The sequence below is a fragment of the Streptomyces sp. NBC_00557 genome (genome assembly GCF_036345995.1).
Taxonomy (GTDB): Bacteria; Actinomycetota; Actinomycetes; order Streptomycetales; family Streptomycetaceae; genus Streptomyces.
Genome location: NZ_CP107796.1, coordinates 459,335 through 483,936, shown reverse-complemented (window position 1 = coordinate 483,936; position 24,602 = coordinate 459,335). Strand labels below are relative to the sequence as shown.

Genomic DNA, 24,602 nt, shown 5'->3' with positions numbered 1-24,602 from the left:
GGCAAGTTCCAATGGCGAATGAAGACAAGCTCCGGGACTACCTCAAGTGGGTCACCGCCGACCTCGCCGAGACGCGGCGCCGGCTTCAGGAGCTGGAGTCGCGTGGGGACGAGCCCATTGCGATCGTCGGAATGAGCTGCCGCTTCCCCGGCGGGGTGCGGTCCCCCGAGGACTACTGGCAGCTCCTGTCCGACGGGGTGGACGCCATCTCCGCATGGCCCACCGACCGCGGCTGGGACGTCGAGGCCCTGTACGACCCGGACTCCCGCCGCCAGGACGGGAGTTACGCCCGGGAGGGCGGCTTCCTGACCGGTGCCGGGGACTTCGACGCCGCCTTCTTCGGGATCTCGCCCCGCGAGGCGGTCGCCATGGACCCGCAGCAGCGGCTGCTGCTGGAGACGTCCTGGGAGGCGTTCGAACACGCGGGCATCGACCCCGAGTCGGCGCGGGGCGGCCGCGCCGGTGTGTTCGTCGGCGCCAGCAACCAGGAGTACGGCGCCGGGCTCACCGACGTCCCCGACGACGTGCGCGGCCACCTGCTCACCGGCAACTCCACGTCGGTGGTCTCCGGCCGTGTGTCATACGCGCTGGGGCTCGAGGGCCCCGCGGTGACGGTGGACACGGCCTGTTCGTCGTCGCTGGTGGCGTTGCATCTGGCGGTGCAGGCGCTGCGCAACGGTGAGTGCGATCTGGCGCTGGCCGGCGGTGTGACCGTGATGTCGACGCCGGGCGTCTTTGTGGAGTTCTCGCGGCAGCGGGGGCTTGCGGCGGATGGTCGGTGCAAGGCGTTCGCGGAGGGCGCGGACGGTACCGGCTGGTCCGAGGGCGTGGGCATGCTGCTGGTGGAGCGGCTGTCGGATGCGCGCCGTCATGGGCATCGGGTGCTGGCGGTGGTCCGGGGCAGCGCGGTCAATCAGGACGGCGCTTCCAACGGTCTTACGGCGCCCAATGGTCCGTCGCAGCAGCGGGTGATCCGGCAGGCGCTCGCCGGGGCCGGGCTCACTCCCGCCGACGTGGACGCGGTGGAGGCGCACGGTACCGGCACCACTCTCGGCGACCCCATCGAGGCGCAGGCGCTCATCGCGACGTATGGGCAGAACCGTGAACGGCCGTTGTGGCTGGGGTCGGTGAAGTCGAACATCGGGCACACGCAGGCCGCCGCCGGTGTGGCGGGTGTGATCAAGATGGTGCTGGCGTTGCAGCACGGGGTGCTGCCGCGCACGTTGCATGTGGAGGAGCCGTCCTCGCACGTGGACTGGTCGGCCGGTGCGGTGGAACTCCTCACCGAGGCCCGGGAGTGGCCGTCGTACGACGGCCGGCCGCGCCGCGCCGCCGTGTCCGCCTTCGGTGTGAGCGGAACCAACGCCCATGCCGTCCTGGAGGAAGCGCCACGCGAGGAAGGCCCCGAGGGCACCCGGTCCGACGAGGGCCGTGAGGCTGCCACGACGCCCGCCGGTGAGCGCGTACTGCCGTGGGTGCTGTCCGCCCGCACCCCGGACGCCCTGCCCGCCCAGGCCACCCGTCTCCTCGCCCGCCTGCGGGAACGTCCCGACATCAACCCGCTCGACCTCGCCTGGTCGCTCGCCGCCCACCGTTCCGCGCTGCCGTACCGCGCCGCCGTCATCGGCACCGGAAAAGCCGATCTCGTGGCAGGGCTCACTGCCCTCGCCGACGGGGAGCCCGCCGACGGGATCGTCACCGGCACCGCCCAGCCCGACGGCCGTACGGCCTTCCTGTTCGCCGGGCAGGGCTCCCAACGGCTCGGCATGGGCAAGGAGTTGTACGACACGTACCCCGTGTTCGCCGCCGCCTTCGACGCGGTGGACGCCGAACTGCCGTTCAGTCTGCGCGAGATCGTGTTCGGCGAGGACGCGGAGCTGCTCAACCGCACCGAGTACGCCCAGCCGGCCCTGTTCGCCCTCGAAGTGGCCCTGTTCCGGCTGCTGGAGTCCTGGGGCGTACGGCCGGACGTGCTCGCCGGTCACTCCATCGGTGAGATCGCCGCCGCGCACGTGGCCGGGGTGTGGTCGCTGGCTGATGCCACCCGCCTGGTCGCCGCGCGCGGCCGGCTCATGCAGGCGCTGCCCGAAGGCGGCGCCATGATCTCCCTTCAGGCTGCCGAGGACGAGGTGCTGCCGCTGCTGGATGAGCAGGTGGGCATCGCAGCGGTCAACGGCCCGCAGGCCGTGGTCGTCTCGGGAGCGGCGGACGTTGTGAAGCGCATCGCCGCGCACTTCCGCGACCAAGGTCGCAAGACGACCGCCCTGCGCGTGAGTCACGCCTTCCACTCGCCGCTGATGGAACCGATGCTGGCCGAGTTCCGGGCCGTCGCCGAGAGCCTCGACTACGCGGAACCCGTCCTCCCGGTCGTCTCCACCGTCACCGGCGCCACCGCCACCGCAGCGGAGCTGCGCTCGCCCGAGTACTGGGTGCGCCACGTCCGCGAGAGCGTCCGCTTCGCGGACGCCGTACGCGCCCTCGCCGCCCGCAGCGTCACCCGCTACCTGGAGCTGGGCCCCGACGGCACCCTCACCGCGCTCGCCCAGAACACCCCCGAGGCCGCGACGCAGACGGGCGGCGGTGACGCGACCCTGTTCACGGCGACCCTGCGCAAGGACCGCGACGAGCCCGCCTCCGTCGTCACGGCGCTGGCCCGCCTCCACACCCACGGCGCCCCCGTCGACTGGGCGGCCGTCGTGCCCGGCGGACAGCGGGTCGACCTGCCCACCTACGCCTTCCGGCACCGCCGCTACTGGCTCGCGGACCACAGCCGTCCCGCCACCGGCAGCGACACGCACGGCACACGAACGGCCGCCGGCAGCGCCGACGCCGAGTTCTGGGACGCCGTGGAGCGTGGTGACCTCGGCACCCTCGCCGCCTCGCTCGGCCTCACCCCGGAGTCCCTGGACGGAGTCGTCCCCGCCCTGTCGTCGTGGCGGCGCCGCCGCCAGGAGCGCGCACGCGCCGACGGGTGGCTGTACCGCCCGCACTGGCAACCGCTCGACCCGTCCTCCGACACCCCGCTCTCCGGCCGGTGGCTCCTCCTGGTCCCCGAAGGAACGACCGGCGACGACCGCACCGCCACCCTGCGGACGGCCCTCACCACGCGCGGAGCCGAAGCCACGGTTCTCGAACTCCCCGCCACCCCGGAACGCACCGCGCTCACCGCCGAGTTGACGAACCTGGCCGCCGACGGCGTCTCGGGCGTCGTCCTCGTCACGCCCACGACCGACGCCGACGCCGCCCAGGTCTGCGGAACCGTCGCCGCGCTGCTGCAGGCGTGCGGGGACGCCGGTGTGGGTGGCCGGGTGTGGGTGGTGACGCGGGGTGCGGTGTCGGTGGGCCGTTCGGACGGTGCGCCGGATCCGGTGCAGGGTGCGGTGTGGGGTCTGGGCCGGGTGGCGGCGCTGGAGTACCCGGACCGGTGGGGCGGTCTGATCGACCTGCCCGACACCCTCGACCGGCGCGCCGCACAGCGGCTCGTCTCCGTGCTGGCCGGCGGCGCCGCCGACGAGGACCAGGTCGCCGTGCGCCCGTCCGGGGCGTTCGGCCGCCGCCTCGAACGCGTCACCTCGGCTGGTGGCACCACCGCGTGGCAGCCGCGCGGGACGGTCCTCGTCACCGGCGGGACGGGTGCGCTGGGCGCGCGGGTGGCCCGCTGGGCCGCCGAGCAGGGTGCCGAGCATCTGGTGCTGGTCAGCCGGCGTGGCATCGACGCGCCGGGCGCGGCCGATCTGCGGGACGAACTCCGGGCTGCCGGTGCGCGGGTGAGCGTGATCGCGGGTGACGTGGCGGACCGTGCCACCGTGGAGAACGTCCTTGCCGAGCACCCGGTGGATGCCGTGGTGCACACGGCGGGTGTCCTGGACGACGGTGTGATCGACGCATTGTCCCCGGAGCGGTTCGCGGGCGTCCTGCGGACCAAGGCGCTCGGTGCGCTGCACCTGGACGAGCTGACCCGCGACCGTGAGCTGGACGCCTTCGTCCTCTTCTCCTCCTTCGCCGGCAGCATTGGCGCGGCCGGGCAGGGCAATTACGCTGCGGCGAACGCCTTCCTCGACACGCTCGCCGAGCGCCGCCGCGCGGCCGGACTGACCGCCACTTCCATCGCGTGGGGCCCGTGGGCCGACGGCGGCATGGCCGACGACAGCGCCTCCGTCGCCCGCATGCGGCGCGGCGGAGTCCTCCCGCTCACCGGCACCGCCGCCCTGGACGTCCTCGCCCGCGCGGTCGCCCGCCCTGCGCCCTCCGTCGTCGTCGCCGACCTCGACTGGGCCGACTTCGCCCCTGCCTTCACCGCGACACGCCCCAGCCCGCTCATCGCCTCTCTGCCGGAGGCACGGGCCGCCGTCGAGGGCGCGGGCGCCGCCGCCGCTGAGCGCACCGGGCCCGGCGACCGCGCCGGTCTCCTCGGCAGGCTGACCGGACTCACCTCCGCCGAACAGGACCGCGTCCTGCTGGAGACCGTCCAGTCCTGTGCCGCCGGCGTCCTCGGCTACCCGAACCCCGAGTCCGTCACCGCCGAGCGTGCCTTCCGCGACCTGGGCGTCGACTCCCTGACCGCCGTCGAGCTGCGCAACACCCTCGTCACCCTCACGGGCGTCTCCGGTCTCGCCGCGACCGTGGTGTTCGACTATCCGACGCCGGTGGCGCTGGCGCGGTATCTGCGTGAGCAGCTGCTGGGTGAGCTGGCAGAGGCGGAGCCGTCGTCCACGGTGGCCGTGCCGGTGTCGGACGATCCGGTGGTGATCGTGGGGATGGCGTGCCGTTTCCCGGGTCGGGTGAGCGATCCGGAGGGGTTGTGGCGGCTGCTGTCGGAGGGCGGTGACGCGGTGGGTCCCTTCCCGGCCGACCGCGGCTGGGACCTGTCCGCCCTGTACGACCCGGAGGGCACCCGACCCGGAACCACCATGGTCGACGTCGGCGCCTTCCTGGACGGTGCGGGTCGTTTCGATGCCGGGTTCTTCGGGATGAGTCCGCGGGAGGCGCTGGCGGCGGATCCGCAGCAGCGGCTCCTGCTGGAGACGTCGTGGGAGGCGTTGGAGCGGGCGGGTATCGCTCCGGGGGGGCTGCGGGGCAGTCGTACGGGTGTCTTCGCCGGTACGAACGGTCAGGACTACACGGGTGTGCTGCTGGCCTCGGGTGAGGACTTCGAGGGTCATGTGGGCACGGGGAACGCGGCGTCGGTGCTGTCGGGCCGGGTGTCGTACGTGCTGGGGCTCGAGGGGCCGGCGGTGACGGTGGACACGGCCTGCTCGTCGTCGCTGGTCGCGCTGCATCTGGCGGTGCAGGCGCTGCGCAACGGTGAGTGCGATCTGGCGTTGGCCGGTGGTGTGACGGTGATGTCGACGCCGGGCGCGTTCGTGGAGTTCTCGCGTCAGCGGGGGCTTGCGGTGGACGGGCGGTGCAAGGCGTTCGCGGAGGGCGCGGACGGCACGGGCTGGGGCGAGGGCGTCGGCGTCCTCGTCGTGGAGCGGCTCTCCGACGCGCGCCGCAACGGGCACCGGGTGCTGGCGGTGGTCCGGGGCAGCGCGGTCAACCAGGACGGCGCCTCCAACGGTCTCACCGCACCCAACGGCCCCTCTCAGCAGCGGGTGATCCGGGCGGCCCTCGCGAGCGCCGGACTGAAGCCGTCGGATGTGGACGCCGTGGAGGCGCACGGCACCGGCACCGCCCTCGGCGACCCCATCGAGGCGCAGGCGCTGCTGGCCACTTACGGCCAGGACCGCGAACGCCCGCTGTATCTGGGCTCGGTGAAGTCGAACATCGGGCACACGCAGGCCGCTGCCGGTGTCGCGGGTGTCATGAAGATGGTGCTGGCGATGCAGCATGGGGTGCTGCCGCGCACGCTGCATGTGGAGGAACCGTCCTCGCACGTCGACTGGTCCGCCGGAGCCGTCGAACTCCTCACCGAGGAGCGGGAATGGTCGCTCGACGGTGACCGACCGCGCCGCGCCGCCGTCTCGGCCTTCGGCGTGAGTGGCACCAACGCCCATGTCGTCCTCGAGCAGCCGGTCGAGCAGGAGCCTCGGGCCGGGGTCGAGGGCGGCCCGGTGCCGTCGTTGGTGCCGTGGGTGGTGTCCGGGCGGAGCCGTGAGGCGCTGCGGGCGCAGGCCGGGCGGCTGGCGGAGTTCGTCACCGAGCGGGCCGGGGTGTCACCGGTCGAGGTGGGTGCTGCGCTGGTGCGCTCGCGGTCGGTGTTCGAGCACCGGGCCGTGGTCTGGGGCGCAGGCCGGGACGAGCTGGTCAGCGGCCTGCGGTCCGTCGCCGCCGGTGAGCCGGCCGGTGCCGGTGCGATGGTCGGTAACGTCGGTGAGGGCGGTCGTACGGCTTTCCTGTTCGCCGGTCAGGGATCCCAACGCCTGGGCATGGGCCGGGAGCTGTACGACGAGTACCCCGTGTTCGCGGACGCCTTCGACGCCGTATGCGCTCACCTCGACACCGAACTGCCGCGTCCCCTGCGGGAGCTCGTCTTCGGTGAGGACGCCGACGCGCTGAATCGCACCGAGTACGCCCAGCCGGCGCTGTTCGCCCTGGAAGTCGCCTTGTTCCGGCTGCTGGAGTCCTGGGGCGTACGACCGGACGTGCTGGCGGGTCACTCCATCGGTGAGATCGCCGCCGCGCACGTGGCTGGCGTGTGGTCGCTGGCGGACGCGTGCCGTCTGGTGGCGGCACGCGGCCGGCTGATGCAGGCGCTGCCGGCCGGTGGCGCGATGGCGGCGGTGCAGGCCTCGGAGGACGAGGTGCTGCCCCTGCTCGGTGAGCAGGTGGGCATCGCTGCGGTCAACGGGCCGCAGGCGGTGGTGATTTCGGGAGCCGCAGAGGCCGTGGAGGAGATCGCCTCGCGCTTCCGTGCCGAGGGCCGCAAGGTCACCGCTCTCCGTGTGAGCCACGCCTTCCACTCGCCGCTCATGGAGCCGATGCTCGCCGAGTTCCGCAAGGTCGCGCGGAGCCTGTCGTACGACCGTCCCAAGTTCCCCATCGTGTCCACGGTGACCGGTGTCTCAGCGAGCGACGAGGAGATCACCTCCCCCGAGTACTGGGTGGACCACGTCCGCCGCACCGTCCGCTACGCCGACGCCGTCCGCACCCTCGCCGACGAGCACGCCACCGTGCGCTTCCTGGAACTCGGTCCGGACGGCACCCTCACGGCGCTCGGTCAGGACTGTGTGGCGGACGGGGACGGAAAGCTGTTCGTCCCGGTACTGCGCAAGGACCGTCCGGAAGCCGTGTCCGTCGTGTCCGCCGTGGCCTCCGCGTTCACTCGTGGCGCCGAGGCCGACTGGTCGCGAATGTTCCCGGCCGTGGAGCCGGTGGAGCTGCCGACGTACGCCTTCCAGCACGAGACGTACTGGCCGGCTCCCGCGCAGCCGAAGGCCGCCGTCGGAACGGGCGGTGAGATCGACGCCCGGTTCTGGGAGGCGGTCGAGCGGGAGGACCTGGAGTCGCTGGCCGGGGAGTTGGACCTGGACCAGGACGTCGTGGGCACGGTGCTGCCCGCCCTGACCTCCTGGCGCCGCCGGACGCGCGAACAGGCCGATGTGGACGCCCTGCGCTACCACGTCGGCTGGCGGCCCCTCGCGGACGTTCCCGCCTCCGCAGCCCTCTCCGGGCGCTGGCTGGTGGTGGAGCCGGCCGCGCACGTCGACGACGCCTGGGCGCGGTCGGTGATCGACGTGCTCACCGCGCGTGGCGCCGAGGTGGAGCGGCTGACCCACGAGACCGGCCGCGCCGAACTGGCCGCGCGTCTCGAAACCGTCCGGCCCGTCGCGGGCGTGGTCTCCCTGCTCGCCCTCGCCGACGAAGCCCCGAGCGACGCGGTCCCGTCGGCCGTCTCCGCCACCCTCGAGCTCGTCCAGGCTCTCGGTGACGCGGGCGTGACCGCACCTCTCTGGGCCGTCACCCGAGGCGCGGTGTCGGTCGGCCGGTCCGACGGCACCGGGGATGCCCTCCAGGCCGCCGTCTGGGGCCTCGGCCGCGTGGCCGCGCTGGAGGCGTCCGGCCGCTGGGGCGGCCTGATCGACCTGCCCGCGGTGATCGACAGCCGTACGGCCGGCCGTCTCGCCTCCGTGCTGGCCGGTGCGGGTGATGAGGATCAGGTTGCGGTGCGGGCGTCGGGGGTGTTCGGGCGGCGGCTGGAGCGGGTGCCCGCTACCGGGGCGGACGCGGCGGTGTGGCGGCCGCGGGGCACGGTGCTGATCACCGGTGGTACGGGCGCGTTGGGCGCCCGTGTGGCCCGGTGGGCGGCCGGGAACGGTGCCGAGCACCTGCTGCTCGTCAGCCGCCGCGGCCTCGACGCGCCTGGCGCGGCCGAGCTGCGGGACGAGCTGGCGGCCACCGGCGTGCGGGTGACGGTCGCCGCCTGTGATGTGGCCGACCGTCAAGCGGTGGAGGCTCTTCTCGCCGAGCATCCGGTGGATGCGGTCGTGCATGCGGCCGGTGCGGTGGTGAACGTGCCGTTGGAGGAGATGTCGGGCGAGGAGCTTGCCGAGGTGTGGGCGGGCAAGGTGGCCGGTGCCGTGCATCTGGATGCGGTGCTGGGGGAGCGGGCGCTGGACGCGTTCGTGGTGTTCTCCTCCATCGCCGGGGTGTGGGGCAGTGGCGGTCAGGCCGGTTACGCGGCGGCCAACGCCTTCCTCGACGGCCTGATCGAAGCACGTCGTGCACGTGGGCTGGTCGGTACGTCGGTGGCGTGGGGGCCGTGGGCCGACGGCGGCATGGCGGCCGGCGCCGAGGCCACGGCGGCGCTGCGTCGCCGGGGACTGATGGCACTCGAACCCCGGCGGGCGGTCCACGCCCTGGCCCGGGCGGTCACCGGCGCGGAGCCGGTCGTGGTCGTCGCGGACGTGGACTGGGCCCGGTTCACCCCCGCCTACACCAGCGTGCGTCCCAGCGCCCTGCTGACCGGCCTACCCGAAGCCCAGGCGGCCACCATCGAGATCGCGGGCACCGGTTCCGGCGACACGGCCGGTGCGGGCCTGCGCGACCGGCTCGCCGGTCTGTCGGGCGCCGAACGCGAGCGTGAGCTGCTGGAGTTGGTGCGCGGCGGTGCCGCCGCCGTACTCGGGCACACCGGGGTCGGCGCGGTGGAGGCCACCCGGTCCTTCCGCGACCTCGGCTTCGACTCCCTGACCGCAGTCGAGCTGCGCAACCGGCTCTCCGCCGAGACCGGTCTGAAGCTGCCCAGCACCCTCGTCTTCGACCACCCCACGCCGGCCGCACTGGCCCGCCTGCTGCACCAAGAGCTGTTCGCCGACGACCACGGCACGCAGGACGCCGGACGACTGCCCGTCCCGGTCACCTCGACCACGGACGACCCGGTGGTCGTCGTCGGCATGGCATGCCGCCTGCCCGGCGGCGTGACCGGCCCGGACGACCTGTGGCGTCTGGTCGTCGAAGGGACGGACGCGATCTCGGAGTTCCCCACCGACCGCGGCTGGGACCTCGACGCGCTCCACGGCTCGACCGACGGTGGAAGCGACGGCGACGGTGCCCGCCGGGGCCGCAGTCACACCCGCGCCGGCGGTTTCCTCGCCGACGCCGCGCAGTTCGACCCCGGCTTCTTCGGCATCTCGCCCCGCGAGGCCCTCGCCGTCGACCCGCAGCAGCGGCTGCTGCTGGAGGCGTCCTGGGAGGCGCTGGAGCACGCTGCGATCCGGCCGGACTCGCTGCACGGCAGCCGTACCGGCGTGTTCGTCGGCGCCGGCAGCTCCGGCTACGGCGCCGGACTGCGCGAAGTGCCCGAGGGACTCGACGGACAGCTGCTGACCGGCGTCGCCGGCAGCGTGGTCTCCGGACGTGTCGCCTACACCTTCGGCTTCGAGGGGCCGGCCGTCACCGTCGACACCGCCTGCTCCTCCTCCCTCGTCGCGCTGCACCTGGCCGCGCAGTCCCTGCGGTCCGGCGAGTGCGACCTCGCCCTGGTGGGCGGCGTCACCGTGCTCGCCGACCCGGGCGCGTTCGTCGAGTTCAGCGCCCAGGGCGGACTGGCGGCGGACGGCCGGTGCAAGGCGTTCTCCGACGACGCCGACGGCACCGGCTGGGCTGAGGGCGTCGGCGTCCTCGTCGTCGAACGGCTCTCCGACGCCCGCCGCAACGGGCACGACGTGCTCGCGGTGATCGCCGGTTCGGCCGTCAACCAGGACGGCGCGTCCAACGGCCTCACCGCGCCCAACGGGCCCGCCCAGCAGCGCGTCATCCGTGCCGCCCTGGCGTCGGCCGGGCTGACCCCGGCCGACGTGGACGCGGTGGAGGCCCACGGCACGGGTACGACGCTCGGCGACCCGATCGAGGCGCAGGCCCTCCTCGCCACGTACGGCCAGGACCGCGAACACCCTCTGTACCTGGGCTCGTTGAAGTCGAACATCGGGCACACCCAGGCCGCCGCCGGTGTCGCCGGTGTCATCAAGATGGTGCTCGCCATGCGGCACGGCGTGCTGCCGCGCACTCTGCACGTCGACGAGCCCTCCTCGCACGTCGACTGGTCGGCCGGTGACGTCGCCCTGTTGACGGAGAACACCGCCTGGCCGCAGCTCGAGGGCCGTCCCCGCCGCGCCGGTGTGTCCGCGTTCGGCGTGTCCGGCACCAACGCCCACGTGATCCTGGAGCAGCCGGAACCCGCCCCGGCCGGCGCGGACGACGAGTCCCCCGCTCTCACCCCCGAGCCGCCCCTGCTGCCCTGGCTCGTGTCCGGCCGCACCCGTGCCGCGCTGCGCGCCCAGGCCGAGCGGCTGGCCGGCTTCGTCGAGGCGCGCCCCGGTGCCGCCGGGATCGAGGTCGCCGCGTCCCTCGTCCGCACCCGCTCGGTGTTCGAACACCGAGCCGTCGTCCTCGGCGCCGACCGCGACGAACTGCTGCGCGGACTGCGCGCGGTCGCCCAGGACGAGGCGGCGGCCGGCGCCGTCGTCGGCTCGGCGCTCACCGACGGCCGCACCGCGTTCCTGTTCGCGGGTCAGGGCTCGCAACGCATCGGCATGGGACGCGAGTTGTACGACACCTACCCGGCCTTCGCCGACGCCTTCGACGCGGCCTGCGCTCACCTGGACCCCGAACTGCCGTGCCCACTGCGGGAGATCGCGTTCGGTGACGACCAGGAGGCCCTGAACCGGACCGAGTTCGCGCAGCCCGCGCTGTTCGCGCTGGAAGTGGCGTTGTTCCGGCTGCTGGAGTCGTGGGGTGTGCGTCCGGACGTGCTGCTCGGGCACTCGATCGGCGAGCTGGCCGCCGCGCACGTGGCCGGGGTGTGGTCGCTGTCGGACGCCTGCCGGCTCGTCGCGGCGCGTGGCCGGCTGATGCAGGCCCTTCCCGAGGGCGGGGCGATGGTGTCGCTGCAGGCGTCGGAGGAGGAGGTGCTGCCGCTGCTCGCCGGCCGCGAGGCCGAGGCCGGCATCGCCGCCGTCAACGGGCCGCTGTCCCTCGTGGTGTCCGGCACCGAGGACGCGGTGCGGGAGATCACCGCCGCCGTCGAGGCGCTCGGCCGGCGCACCCGGCGGCTGCGCGTCAGCCACGCCTTCCACTCCCCGCTGATGGAACCGGTCCTCGCCGACTTCCGTGCCGTCGCCGAGACCCTCTCCTACGCCGCGCCCCGCATCCCCGTCGTCTCCGACGTCACCGGGGAGCCCGCCACCGCCGAGGAGCTGACCTCCCCCGAGTACTGGGTGCGGCACGTCCGGGACGCGGTGCGCTTCGCCGACGGCGTGAGCGCGCTCGGCGCCCAGCACGTCACCCGCTGCCTGGAACTCGGCCCCGACTCCACCCTGACCACCCTGGCCGCGTCCTGCCCGGCCCTGGCGGACGCCCTGCACGTGCCCGCGCTGCGCGACGACCGTCCCGAGCCTCGCGCCCTGCTGGAGGCCGTCTCCGCGCTGTTCACGCGTGGTGCGGACGTCGACTGGACGAGCGTCCTGCCCGTCCTGGCCCGGGCGCCGCGGACCGCGCTGCCCACCTACGCCTTCCAGCGCCGCCGCTACTGGCTCGAGGTCCCCGCCGGTTCCGGTGACGCCTCGGCGCTGGGGCTCGACGCCACCGGCCACCCGCTGCTCGCCGCCGCGGTGCGGGCCGCGGACAGCGACACGGTCGTCCTCACCGGACGGCTGTCGCTGCGCTCCCAGCCGTGGCTGGCGGACCACCGGCTCGGCGGCCACGCCGTCGTGCCCAGCACCGCCTTCCTCGAACTCGCCGTCCAGGCGGGCGACCACGTCGGCTGCGACGAGGTCCGCGACCTCACCCTGCAGACGCCGCTGACCGTGCCCGAACGCGGCGCGGTCCGCCTCCAGGTCCGCGTCGGCGAACCCGACGCGCGCGGCACCCGGCCCGTCGCCGTCTACTCCGGCGCCGACGGCACGCCGTACGACGAGACCGTGTGGACCCGCCACGCCGAGGGGCTGCTCGCGCCCGCCGACACCACCGCCGTTCCGCCCCGGACGCCGCTCGCCGACTGGCCCCCGGCAGGTGCCGAACCCGTCGACGTCGGCGGCCTGTACGACCGTCTCGCCGCCGGCGCCGGCCCGGTGTACGGTCCGGCGTTCCGTGCGCTGAGCGCCGTATGGCGGCACGGCGACGACGTGTACGCCGAGGTCGCCCTGCCCGACGGGGAGCGGGACGCCGCACGGCGGTTCGGCCTGCATCCGGCACTGCTCGACGCGGCCCTGCAGCCCCTCGGGCTCGGCGTGCCCGCCGGACTCGACGACGGGCTGCTGCTGTTCGCGTGGCAGCGCGCCACCCTCCACGCCGACGGCGCCGGCACCCTGCGCGTGCGGCTCACCCGGACCGGCGAGAACACGCTCACCCTGCTCGCCGCCGACACCTCCGGCCGGCCCGTCCTCACCGTCGACTCCCTGCGGCTGCGCCCCGTCGCCGCCGAGCAGGCCCCGGCGGACAGCGCCCACCGTCCGGACTCGGCGCCCGCCCAGACCCGTACGGACTCGGCGCCCGCTCCCGCCCGTGCGCGGCGCCGCCGCGCCGCCGACGACTCCGGCGACGCGGCTCAGGGCGGGGGGCTCGTGGACCGGCTCGACGGCCGCTCCCCGGCCGAACGGCAGCGCGTCCTGCTGGACCTCGTCCGCCGCACCGCGGCCGCCGTCCTGAACTACGCCGACGTCGACGAGGTGGAGCCCGGCCGGGTCTTCAAGGACCTCGGGTTCGCCTCCCTCACCGCCGTCGAACTGCGCAACCGGCTCAGCGCCGACCTCGGCGTCCTGCTGCCCGCCACCCTCGTCTTCGACCACCCCACCCCGCTCGCGCTCGCCGCGCACCTCGACACCGAACTCTTCGGCGCGGCAACGGATTCGGCGGCGCCCGTCACGGCCCGCGCCCGCCTCGACGACGACCCGATCGTCGTGGTCGGCATGGCCTGCCGCTACCCGGGCGGCATCACCAGCCCGGAGGAGCTGTGGGAGCTGGTGGCCAACCGGGGCGACGGCATCTCGCCGTTCCCCACCGACCGCGGCTGGGACCTGGCGAAGCTGTACCACCCGGACCCCGACAACCCGGGCACCTGCTACGCCCGCGAAGGCGGCTTCCTGCACAACGCGAGCCACTTCGACCCCGGCTTCTTCGGCATCTCCCCGCGCGAGGCCCTCGCGATGGACCCGCAGCAGCGGCTGCTGCTGGAGACGTCCTGGGAGGCGCTGGAGCGGGCCGGCATCGACCCGGCGTCCCGGCGCGGCAGCCTCACCGGTGTCTTCGCCGGTGTCACCTACCAGGACTACGTCGGCATCCTCGGCGCCGCGAAGGACAGCTTCGAGGGCTACATCGGCACCGGCAACTCGCCGAGCGTCCTGTCCGGCCGCATCGCCTACGCCCTCGGCCTCGAGGGCCCGGCGCTCTCCGTCGACACCGCCTGCTCCTCCTCCCTCGTCGCCCTGCACCTCGCCGTGCAGTCCCTGCGCCAGGGCGAGTGCGACCTGGCGCTCGCGGGCGGTGTCACCGTGATGTCGACGCCGGGCTCGCTCATCGAGTTCAGCCGGCAGCGCGCGCTCGCCGAGGACGGCCGCTGCAAGCCGTTCTCCGCGGACGCCGACGGCGCCAGCTGGGCCGAGGGCGCCGGCATGGTCGTCCTCGAACGGCTGTCCGACGCACGCCGCCACGGCCACCCGGTCCTCGCCGTCGTCCAGGGCAGCGCCCTCAACCAGGACGGCGCCTCCAACGGCCTCACCGCGCCCAACGGCCCCTCCCAGCAGCGCGTCATCCGCGCAGCCCTGGCCGCGGGCGGCCTCACCCCGGCCGACGTCGACGCCGTCGAAGCGCACGGCACCGGCACCACCCTCGGCGACCCCATCGAGGCGCAGGCCCTGATCGCCGTCTACGGCCAGGACCGGCCCGCGGACCGGCCGCTGTGGCTCGGCTCCCTGAAGTCGAACATCGGCCACGCGCAGGCGGCGGCCGGTGTCGGCGGCGTCATCAAGATGGTCATGGCCCTGCGCCACGGCGTCCTCCCGGCCACGCTGCACGCCGAGACACCGACCCGCGAGGTCGACTGGTCAGCGGGCACCGTACGGCTGCTGGAGGAGGCCGTGCCGTGGCCCGAGACGGGCCGCCCGCGCCGGGCCGGCGTCTCCTCGTTCGGCATGAGCGGCACCAACGCGCACGTCATCCTCCAGCAGGCCCCCGACGCGCCGGCCGAGGACACCGCCCGGGAGACCGGCGGCGACCACACCGCCGCCGCGCTGCCCCTCGTCCCCGCGCCGCTGTCCGCCCGCACCCCCGACGGGCTGCGCGCCCAGGCCGGCCGGCTCCTCGCCCACCTGCGCGAGCACCCCGGCGCCCACCTCGCCGACCTCGGGCTGTCCCTCGCCACCACCCGCACCGCGTTCGAGCACCGCGCCGTCGTCCTCGCCGCCGACCTCGACGGCCTCGAGCGCGGCCTGCGCGACCTCGCCGAGGACCGCATGGTCAGCGACGTCGTCCGCGGCACCGACCGGCGCGGCACCGGACCCGTCCTCGTCTTCCCCGGCCAGGGCGCCCAGTGGCCCGGCATGGGCCGCGAACTCCTCGACACCGCACCGGAGTTCGCCCGCCGCATCGCCGAGTGCGAGGAAGCCCTCGCGCCATGGGTGGACTGGTCGCTGACCGCCGCCCTGCGCGGCGGGCCGGACGCGCCCGACCTGGACCGGGTGGACGTCGTCCAGCCCGTCCTGTGGGCCGTCATGGTCTCCCTCGCCCACCTGTGGCGCGCGCACGGCGTCGAACCCGCCGCGGTCGTCGGACACAGCCAGGGCGAGATCGCCGCGGCCGTCGTCGCCGGCGCGCTGTCCCTGCAGGACGGCGCCCGCGTGGCCGCCCTGCGCAGCAAGGCCATCACCGCGATCGCCGGCGACGGCGGCATGATGTCCGTGCCGCTCCCCGCCGGCCAGGTGCGCCCGCGGCTGGAGCGCTTCGGCGACCGGCTCGCCGTGGCCGCCGTCAACGGCCCCGGCTCGGTCGTCGTCTCCGGCGCCGCCGACGCCCTGGACGAGCTGTTCGCCGAACTGACCGGCGAAGGCGTCCAGGCCCGCAAGGTCGCCGTCGACTACGGCAGCCACTCCGCGCACGTCGAACCCCTGCGCGGCCCCGTCCTCGACGCGCTCACCGGGCTGGAGCCCCGCCCCGCCGAGATCCCCTTCCGCTCCTCGGTGACCGGCGACTGGCTCGACGACGACACCGTCCTCGACGCCGCCTACTGGTACACCAACCTGCGCGAGACCGTCCGCTTCGAGGACGCCGTGCGCGGCCTCCTCGCGGCCGGCCACCGCACCTTCATCGAGGTCTCCCCGCACCCCGTCGTCGCGTTCGGGCTGCGCGAGACCATCGAGGACGCCGCCGCCGACGCCGTCGTCCTCGGCACCCTGCGCCGCGACCAGGGCGGCCACGAGAGGTTCCTGACCTCCCTCGCCGAGGCCCACGCGCACGGCGTGCACGTCGACTGGCACACCGTCTTCGCCGGCACCGGCGCCCGCCGCGTCGACCTGCCCACCTACGCCTTCCAGCGGACGCGGTTCTGGCCCGAACTGCGCGACGACCTCGCCGACACCGCCGCCGGCCCCGGCGCCGACGTCTCCGACGAGGTCGAGAGCCGCTTCTGGCGGACCGTGGAGGAAGAGGACCTCGACGCCCTCACCGCCACCCTCGACCTCGGCGGCGACACGCCGCTGCGCGAGGTGCTGCCCGCGCTGTCCTCCTGGCGGCGCAGCAGCAGGGAGCAGTCCACCGTCGACGGCTGGCGCTACACCGTCGGCTGGACCCCGCTCACCCAGGACACCGCGGGCGCACCCCCGGCCGGCACCTGGCTCCTCGCCGTGCCCGCCGCCGGTCACCCGCTGGCCGACGCCACCCGACAGGCCCTCACCGGCCACGGCGTGCCCGTACGCGTCGTCACCGTCGACGGCGCCGCCCCCGGCAGCGACCGCACGGGCCTGGCCGCCCTGCTCACCGACGCCCTCACCGGCACCGGCGACCAACACGCCCTCACCGCGGACGACCTGGGCGGCATCCTCTCCCTGCTCGCGCTCGACGAGACCCCGCACCGCGACCACCCCTCCGTGCCCGCCGGCCTCGCCGGCACCCTCGCCCTGCTCCAGGCGCTCGGCGACCTCGGGATCGCCGCACCCCTGTGGTGCGCCACCCGCGGCGCCGTCGCCGTCACCGGCGCGGAGCACGTCCTCAGCGCACCCCAGGCACTCGTCTGGGGCCTCGGCCGGGTCGCCGCACTCGAACACTCCGACCGCTGGGGCGGCCTCATCGACCTGCCCGCCGACCTCGACCGGCGCGCCGGCGACCGGCTGTGCGCGCTGCTCGCCCGCCCCGACGGCGAGGACCAGACCGCCGTACGCGCCTCCGGCACCTACGGCCGACGACTGCACCGCGCCCCGCTCGCCGGCGCCACCCCGCCCGGCGAGCCCTGGCGCCCGCGCGGCACCGTCCTCGTCACCGGCGGCACCGGCGCGGTCGGCGGACACGTCTCCCGCTGGCTCGCCTCCCTCGGCGCCGACCACCTGCTGCTCACCAGCCGCCGCGGCGCCGACGCGCCCGGCGCCGCCGAGCTGCGCGACGAGCTGACCGCCCTCGGCGCCGGCCGCGTCACCATCGCCGCCTGCGACGTCACCGACCGGGACGCGCTGCGCGACCTGCTCGACACGATCCCCGACGACCAGCCGCTCGACGCGGTGCTGCACGTCGCCGGCCACCTCGACGACGGCGTCATCGACGCCCTCGACGCCGGCCGCATGGACCCGGTGCTGCGCACCAAGGCCACCGCCGCCGTCCACCTGCACGAACTCACCGCAGGGATGGACCTGTCCGCGTTCGTGCTGTTCTCCTCGACGTCCGGCACCATCAGCGGCCCCGGCCTCGGCAACTACGCCCCCGGCAACGCCTTCCTCGACGCGCTCGCCGCCCGGCGCCGCGCCGAGGGCCTGCCCGCCACCGCGGTCGCCTGGGGCCACTGGGCCGACGGCGGCATGGGCGAGGGCGCCGTCGGCGAACGCCTGCGCCGCTACGGCGTCTACGACATGCAGCCCGAACTCGCCTGCCAGGCACTGCAGCAGGCACTCGACCACGACGAGACCTACCTCGCGGTCACCGACATCGGCTGGGAACGCTTCGCGCCCGCCTTCACCGGCTCCCGCCCCAGCGCCCTGCTGCGCGACCTGCCCGACGCCCAGCGCGCCCTCGCCCCCGCGCACGGCACAACGTCCGGGCAGAACGCGGCGGACGCCTTCGGCGCCGACGCCGCCGACGGCCCCGCGCTGGTGCGCCACCTGGCTGGCTTGAGCGGCGCCGAACGCGCCGACGCCGTCCTCGACGTCGTCCGCGGCTACGTCGCCACCGTCCTCGGCTACCCCGGACCGGAGGCCGTCGAGCCGACCCGCGCCTTCAGCGACCTCGGCTTCGACTCGCTGAGCGCCGTCGAACTCCGCAACGGCATGAACAGGATCACCGGGCTTCGCCTGCCGGCCACCCTGGTCTTCGACCACCCCAACTGCGCCGAACTGGCCCGCATGCTGCTCGCCGAGCTCGGCGACACCACGGGCGACGACGACCGGCTGCCCGCCCCGGCGGGCCCCGCCGCCTCGGCGGCGAACGGCGACGACCCGATCGTCATCACCGCGATGAGCTGCCGCTTCCCCGGCGGCGCCGACTCCCCGGAGGAGTTCTGGCGGCTGCTCGCCGACGGCGCCGACGCCATCGCCCCGTTCCCGGCGGACCGCGGCTGGGACGTCGACAACCTCTACCACCCCGACCCCGACCACCCCGGCACCTGCACCGCCCGCGAAGGCGGCTTCCTGCGGGACATGGCCGGCTTCGACCCCGCCTTCTTCGGCGTCTCACCGCGTGAGGCCCTCGCGATGGACCCGCAGCAGCGGCTGCTGCTGGAACTGGCGTGGGAGGCCTTCGAACGCGCCGGGATCGACCCGACAACCCTGCGCGGCTCCCGCACGGGCGTCTTCGCCGGCACCAACGGCAACGACTACACTCCGCTCCTCGTCGCCTCCGGCGAGGACGTCGGCGGCCACCTCGGCACCGGCAACGCCGCGAGCATCGTCTCCGGCCGCGTCTCCTACGTGCTCGGCCTGGAGGGCCCCGCGGTCACCGTCGACACCGCCTGCTCCGCCGCCCTGGTCGCCCTGCACCTCGCCGTGCAGGCGCTGCGGGCGGGGGAGTGCGACCTGGCGCTGGCCGGTGGTGTGACGGTGATGTCGACGCCGGGGCTGTTCCTGGACTTCTCCCGTCAGCGGGGCCTGGCCTCCGACGGCCGGTGCAAGGCGTTCTCGGACGCGGCCGACGGTGCCGGGTTCTCCGAGGGCGCGGGTCTGGTGCTGGTGGAACGGTTGTCGGACGCCCGTGCGGCCGGTCGCCGGGTGCTCGCGGTGGTGGCCGGCAGCGCGGTCAACCAGGACGGCGCGTCCAACGGTCTCACGGCGCCGAACGGGCCGTCGCAGCAGCGGGTGATCCGGCAGGCCCTGGCGTCGGCGGGACTGAAGCCGGCTGACGTGGACGCGGTGGAGGCGCACGGCACCGGCACCTCGCTGGGGGACCCGATCGAGGCGCAGGCGATCCTCGCGACCTACGGGCAGGACCGTGACCGGCCGGTGTGGCTGGGTTCGGTGAAGTCGAACATCGGCCACACGCAGGCCGCGGCCGGTATCGCCGGCGTCATCAAGATGGTGCTGGCCCTGCAGCACGGGATGCTGCCGCGCACCCTGCACGCCGAGCAGCCGTCCTCCCACGTCGATTGGTCCGCCGGCGCCGTGGAACTCCTCGGCGACCACGTCGCGTGGCCCCGCACCGACGGACGGGCCCGCCGAGCGGGCGTGTCCTCCTTCGGGCTCAGCGGCACCAACGCGCACGTGGTGCTGGCCGAGCCGCCGGCCGAGGAGGCGCCCGAGGAGGTCACGAGCGACACCGGTGGCCTGATCCCGTGGGTGGTGTCGGGTCGTACGGCTGCCGCGCTGCGGGACCAGGCCGGGCGGCTCGCGGAATGCGTCACCGGAGACGAGAACCTGGCGGTCGCCGGGGTGGCGTCGTCGCTGGTGCGGTCGCGGTCGCTGTTCGAGCACCGGGCCGTGGTGTGGGGTACGGGCCGGGAGGATCTGGTGCGGGCCCTGGAGGCGGTCGCTTCCGGTGAGGAGGCGGTGAACGCGGTGACGGGCTCGGCGCGGCGCGATGTGCGCACCGCGTTCCTCTTCGCGGGTCAGGGCTCCCAACGCCTGGGGATGGGCAGGGAGTTGTACGAGGCGTACCCGGTGTTCGCGGACGCCTTCGACGCGGCGTGTGCCCACCTCGACACCGAACTGCCGCGCCCGCTGCGGGAGATCGTGTTCGGCGAGGACCAGGAGACCCTGAACCGCACCGAATACGCCCAGCCGGCGCTGTTCGCTCTCGAGGTGGCCCTGTTCCGGCTGCTGGAGTCGTGGGGCGTACGGGCCGACGTCCTCGCGGGTCACTCGATCGGTGAGATCGCCGCCGCGCACGTGGCCGGTGTGTGGTCGCTGGCGGACGCCTGCCGTCTCGTCGCGGCGCGGGGCCGGCTGATGCAGGCCCTCCCGGCGGGCGGCGCGATGGTCGCCGTACAGGCGTCGGAGGACGAGGTGCTGCCGCTGCTCGAAGACGACGAGCGGGTGGGCATCGCCGCCGTCAACGGCCCTCGCGCGGTGGTCGTCGCGGGCGCGGCAGAGGCCGTGGAGCAGGTGGCCGCGCACTTCCGGGCGCAGGACCGCAAGGTCACCGCCCTGCGCGTGAGCCACGCGTTCCACTCGCCGCTGATGGAGCCGATGCTCGCCGACTTCCGCAAGGTCGCGGAGAGCCTTGCCTACGAGCGGCCGAAGCTGTCGTTCGTCTCCACCGTGACCGGTGGGGCGGTCACGGTGGAGGAGTTGACCTCCCCGGACTACTGGGTGCGGCATGTGCGGCAGGCGGTGCGTTACGCCGACGCCGTACAGGTGCTCGCGGAGCAGGGCGTGGGACGGTTCGTGGAGCTGGGCCCCGACGGCACGCTCACCGCGCTCGCGCAGGGCTGCCTGGACGAGCCTGAGGCGTCGGTGCTCGTACCGGTGCTGCGCAAGGACCGTTCCGAAGCCGACACTCTGGTGGGGGCGTTGGCGCGGCTGCACGTCGACGGGGCCGGTGTGGACTGGGCGGCGCGGCTTCCCGCGACCGCGCCGGTGCCGCTGCCGACGTACGCCTTCCAGCGCCGCCGCTACTGGCCCAACCTCACCGGCGTCACCCTCGGCGACCTCGGCTCGGCGGGCCTCGGCTCGGCCGAACACCCGCTGCTCGGGGCCGCCGTACGGGTGGCCGGCAGCGAGGAGGCGCTGTTCACCGGGCGGCTGTCGCTGCGCACGCACCCCTGGCTGCGCGACCACGCCGTCACCGGCACCGTCCTGTTCCCGGGCACCGGCTTCCTCGAACTCGCCCTGTGCGCTGCCGGACAGCTCGGTTACGACCGGGTGGAGGAGCTGACGATCGCCGCCCCGCTGGTCGTGCCCGAGCGCACCGGACGACTGGTGCAGGTCCGGGTCGGCGCACCGGACGACGCCGACACCCGCACCCTGGAGATCTACTCGCGGGCCGAGGACGCCCTCGACACCGACCCGTGGACCCTGAACGCCAGCGGTTCCCTCGTCACCGGCCCGTCTCCCGCGGACCCCGGGGCGGCCGACCTGACCGCCTGGCCTCCGCCGAACGCCGAACCCGTCTCCGTGGCCGACTTCTACGACCGCTTCGCCGAGGCCGGATTCGCCTACGGGCCGGTCTTCCGCGGACTGCGCGCCGTCTGGCGGCGCGGCGAGGAGGTCTTCGCCGAGGTCGGCCTGCCCGACGAGCACGAGCGGCTCGCGGGTGACTTCGGCATCCACCCGGCGCTGCTGGACTCCGCCCTGCACGCGATGATGTTCGTGTCGCTGGCGGAAGCCGGACGGGGACGGCTGCCGTTCTCCTGGAGCGGCGTGTCGCTGCGGGCGTCCGGCGCCCGGGCCCTGCGCGTGCGCATGGTGCAGGCCGGACCGGAGGCCGTCGCCCTGGAGCTGGCCGACCCGGCGGGCGGCAACGTCGCCTCCGTCGAGTCGCTGCTGCTGCGCCAGGTCTCCGGCGACCTCGCCGCCCGCGCCGGGTCCGACGGCCACCGCGAGAGCCTCTTCCAGGTCGACTGGACCAGGCTCACCGCGCCCGAGACCACGGCCGTCGCGGCAGCGGTGATCGGTGACGCGGACCTCCTGCCCGGCGCGGCCGTCCACCCGGCGCTGGAGGAGCTGCCCGCCCAGGTCCCGGCGACGGTGCTGTTCCCCGTGCCGGTGGCGCGGGCAGCCGCCGGCGTGCCGGACGCGGTCCGTGCCGTGACCAGCCGCGTCCTGGACGCCGTACGCGCATGGCTCGACGACGACCGCTTCGAGGGCTCCCGCCTGGTCGTGGTCACCGAAGGCGGCGTCGCGCTCGACGCCGGCGCGCCCGACCCCGCGCTCGCCGCGGTGTGGGGCCTGGTCCGGGCCGCACGGGCCGAAGCGCCGGACCGGTTCGCGCTGGTCGACACCGACGGCACCGACGCCTCCCGTACCGCGCTCGCAGCCGCGCTCGCCTGCGGCGAGCCGGAAGTCGCCCTGCGCGACGGCGACCTGTACGCCCCGCGTCTGGGCCGGGTCCCGGCGGACGACGGGCTCACGGTCCCGGCGGGCGAGTCGGCCTGGCATCTCGACAGCACTGAGAAGGGCACCCTGGACAACCTCGCCCTGCTTCCGTTCCCCGAGGCCGCCGCCGATTTGACGGAGGGTCAGGTGCGGATCGCCGTGCGTGCGGCGGGCCTCAACTTCCGTGACGTCCTCAACGCGCTCGGCATGTATCCCGGAGAGGCGGGGCTGCTCGGCGGGGAGGGCGCCGGTGTGGTGACGGAGGTCGGTCCGGGCGTCACCGGGCTGGCCGTGGGCGACCGCGTGATGGGCATGTTCCCGGGCTCGTTCGGCCCGGTCGCCGTCGCGGACGCCCGGACGGTGATCCGGATTCCGGCGGGGTGGTCCTTCGCGCAGGCGGCGTCCGTGCCGATCGTGTTCCTCACGGCGTACTACGCGCTCACGGACCTCGGCTCGCTGCAGGCCGGCGAGCGGGTGCTCGTGCATGCGGCGGCCGGTGGTGTCGGCATGGCCGCCACCCAACTCGCCCGGCACTTCGGCGCCGAGGTGTTCGGTACGGCGAGCGCCGGCAAGTGGGGCACCCTGCGGGAACTCGGTCTGGACGACGAGCACATCGCGTCGTCCCGCGACACCGGGTACGAGGCGGCGTTCCTCGCGGCCACCGACGGTGAGGGCATGGACGTCGTACTCGACTCGCTGGCCGGTGAGTTCGTGGACGCTTCGCTGCGGCTGCTGCCGCGTGGTGGGCGTTTCCTGGAGATGGGCAAGACGGACGTCCGCGACCCCGAGGCGGTGGCCTGCGAGCACGCCGGGGTGCTGTACCGGGCGTTCGACCTGTGGGAGGCCGGCCCGGAGCGGATCGGGCAGATGCTCGCGGACCTCGTCGAGCTGTTCGAGGCGGGTGTGCTCAAGCCGCTCCCGGTCACCTGCTGGGACGTGCGCCGGGCCCCGGACGCCTTCCGTCACCTCTCCCAGGCCCGCCATGTCGGCAAGGTCGTCCTCACCGTGCCCGCCCCGCTCGACCCGGAGGGCACGGTCCTGGTGACCGGCGGCACCGGTGGTCTCGGCGCGCTGGTCGCCCGGCACCTGGTCACCGAGCACGGCGTACGGCACCTGCTGCTGGCCAGCCGTCGCGGCGCCGAAGCGCCCGGCGCGGCCGAACTCGTCTCGCAGCTCGGCGAATGGGGCGCTCAGGTCGAGGTGGCCGCCGTAGACGTGGCCGACCGCGACCAGCTGGCCGCCATGCTGGCCACGGTCCCCGCCGCGCACCCCCTCACGGCGGTCGTCCACACCGCGGGCGTCGTCGACGACGGCGTGGTCTCCGCGCTCACCTCGGACCGGCTGGCCCGGGTCCTGCGGCCGAAGGCCGACGCGGTGGCCCACCTGCACGAGCTGACCTGTGACGCGGACCTGGCCGCGTTCGTCGTCTTCTCGTCCGTCGCCGGCACGTTCGGCAGCGCCGGTCAGGCCAACTACGCGGCGGCGAACGCCTTCCTCGACGCCTTCGCCGCCGGCCGCCGCGCCGCCGGACTGCCCGCCGTCTCCCTCGCGTGGGGCGCCTGGGCGCCCGGCACCGGCATGACGGCCGAGCTGTCCGAAGCCGATCTGCGGCGCATGGCACGCGGCGGCATGCGGCCGCTCAGCGCCGAACAGGGGCTGCGGCTGCTGGACGAGGCGGGCCTGGCGACCATGGCGGCCCCCGCCCACCGGGCGCTGCTGCTGCCGGTGGACCTCGACCTGAAGGCGCTGCGCGCCCACGCCGAGGCCGTACCGCCGCTGCTGCGCGGCCTGGTCCGCGCGCCCGCGCGGAAGGCGGCCGGCACGGCGGCCGGCGCGCACACCGAGCCGCAGGACCTCGGCGCCCGGCTGGCCGCGCTCGCCCCGGCCGACCGGGAGCAGTACCTGGTCGACCTGGTGTGCGCGCAGGCGGCGGCCACGCTCGGCCACGCCTCGGCCGACGAGATCGAACCGGACCAGGCGTTCAAGGAACTCGGCTTCGACTCGCTCACCGCGGTGGAACTGCGCAACCGGCTGGCCGCGGCCACCCGGCTGCGGCTCCCGGCCACGCTGGTGTTCGACCACCCGACACCCACGGTGCTGGCCGGTCATCTGCTGGAGCAGATCACCCTGCCGGAGGAGACGCCCGGCACGCGGCAGGCGGACGGCCCGGCCACCGGGACCACCGCGGCACCGCTGCTGGCCGAACTCGACCGGCTGGAGGCCGCGTTCGCCGCCGCGACGATCGGCGGCGACGACCACGCGACGATCACTTCCCGGCTGCAGCGGCTGACGGCGAAGTGGCAGGAACTGGCAACGAAGGGCAGCGGTGCCGGACACGACAACGGCACCGGCTCCGGGCGGTCCGGAGCGGCACTCGCCGACGTCGACGACGGAGAACTCGACTCCGTCGAGACGGCGGACGAGCTGTTCGACCTCATCGACAAAGAACTCGGGATGTCGTGATCAGCCGCGGGAAACCGTTGGCATCGGCTCAGGGATGTGGCG

General features: G+C 74.8%; 1 protein-coding gene. It reads left to right on the top strand.

Features of this window, described 5'->3' with window-relative positions:
- The first annotated feature begins 11 nt into the window (after nt 1-11).
- Entirely contained in the window at nt 12-24,560 is a 24,549-nt protein-coding gene (locus OG956_RS01770) for a type I polyketide synthase (RefSeq protein WP_330336125.1), read from the top strand.
- The last annotated feature ends 42 nt before the right edge of the window (nt 24,561-24,602 follow it).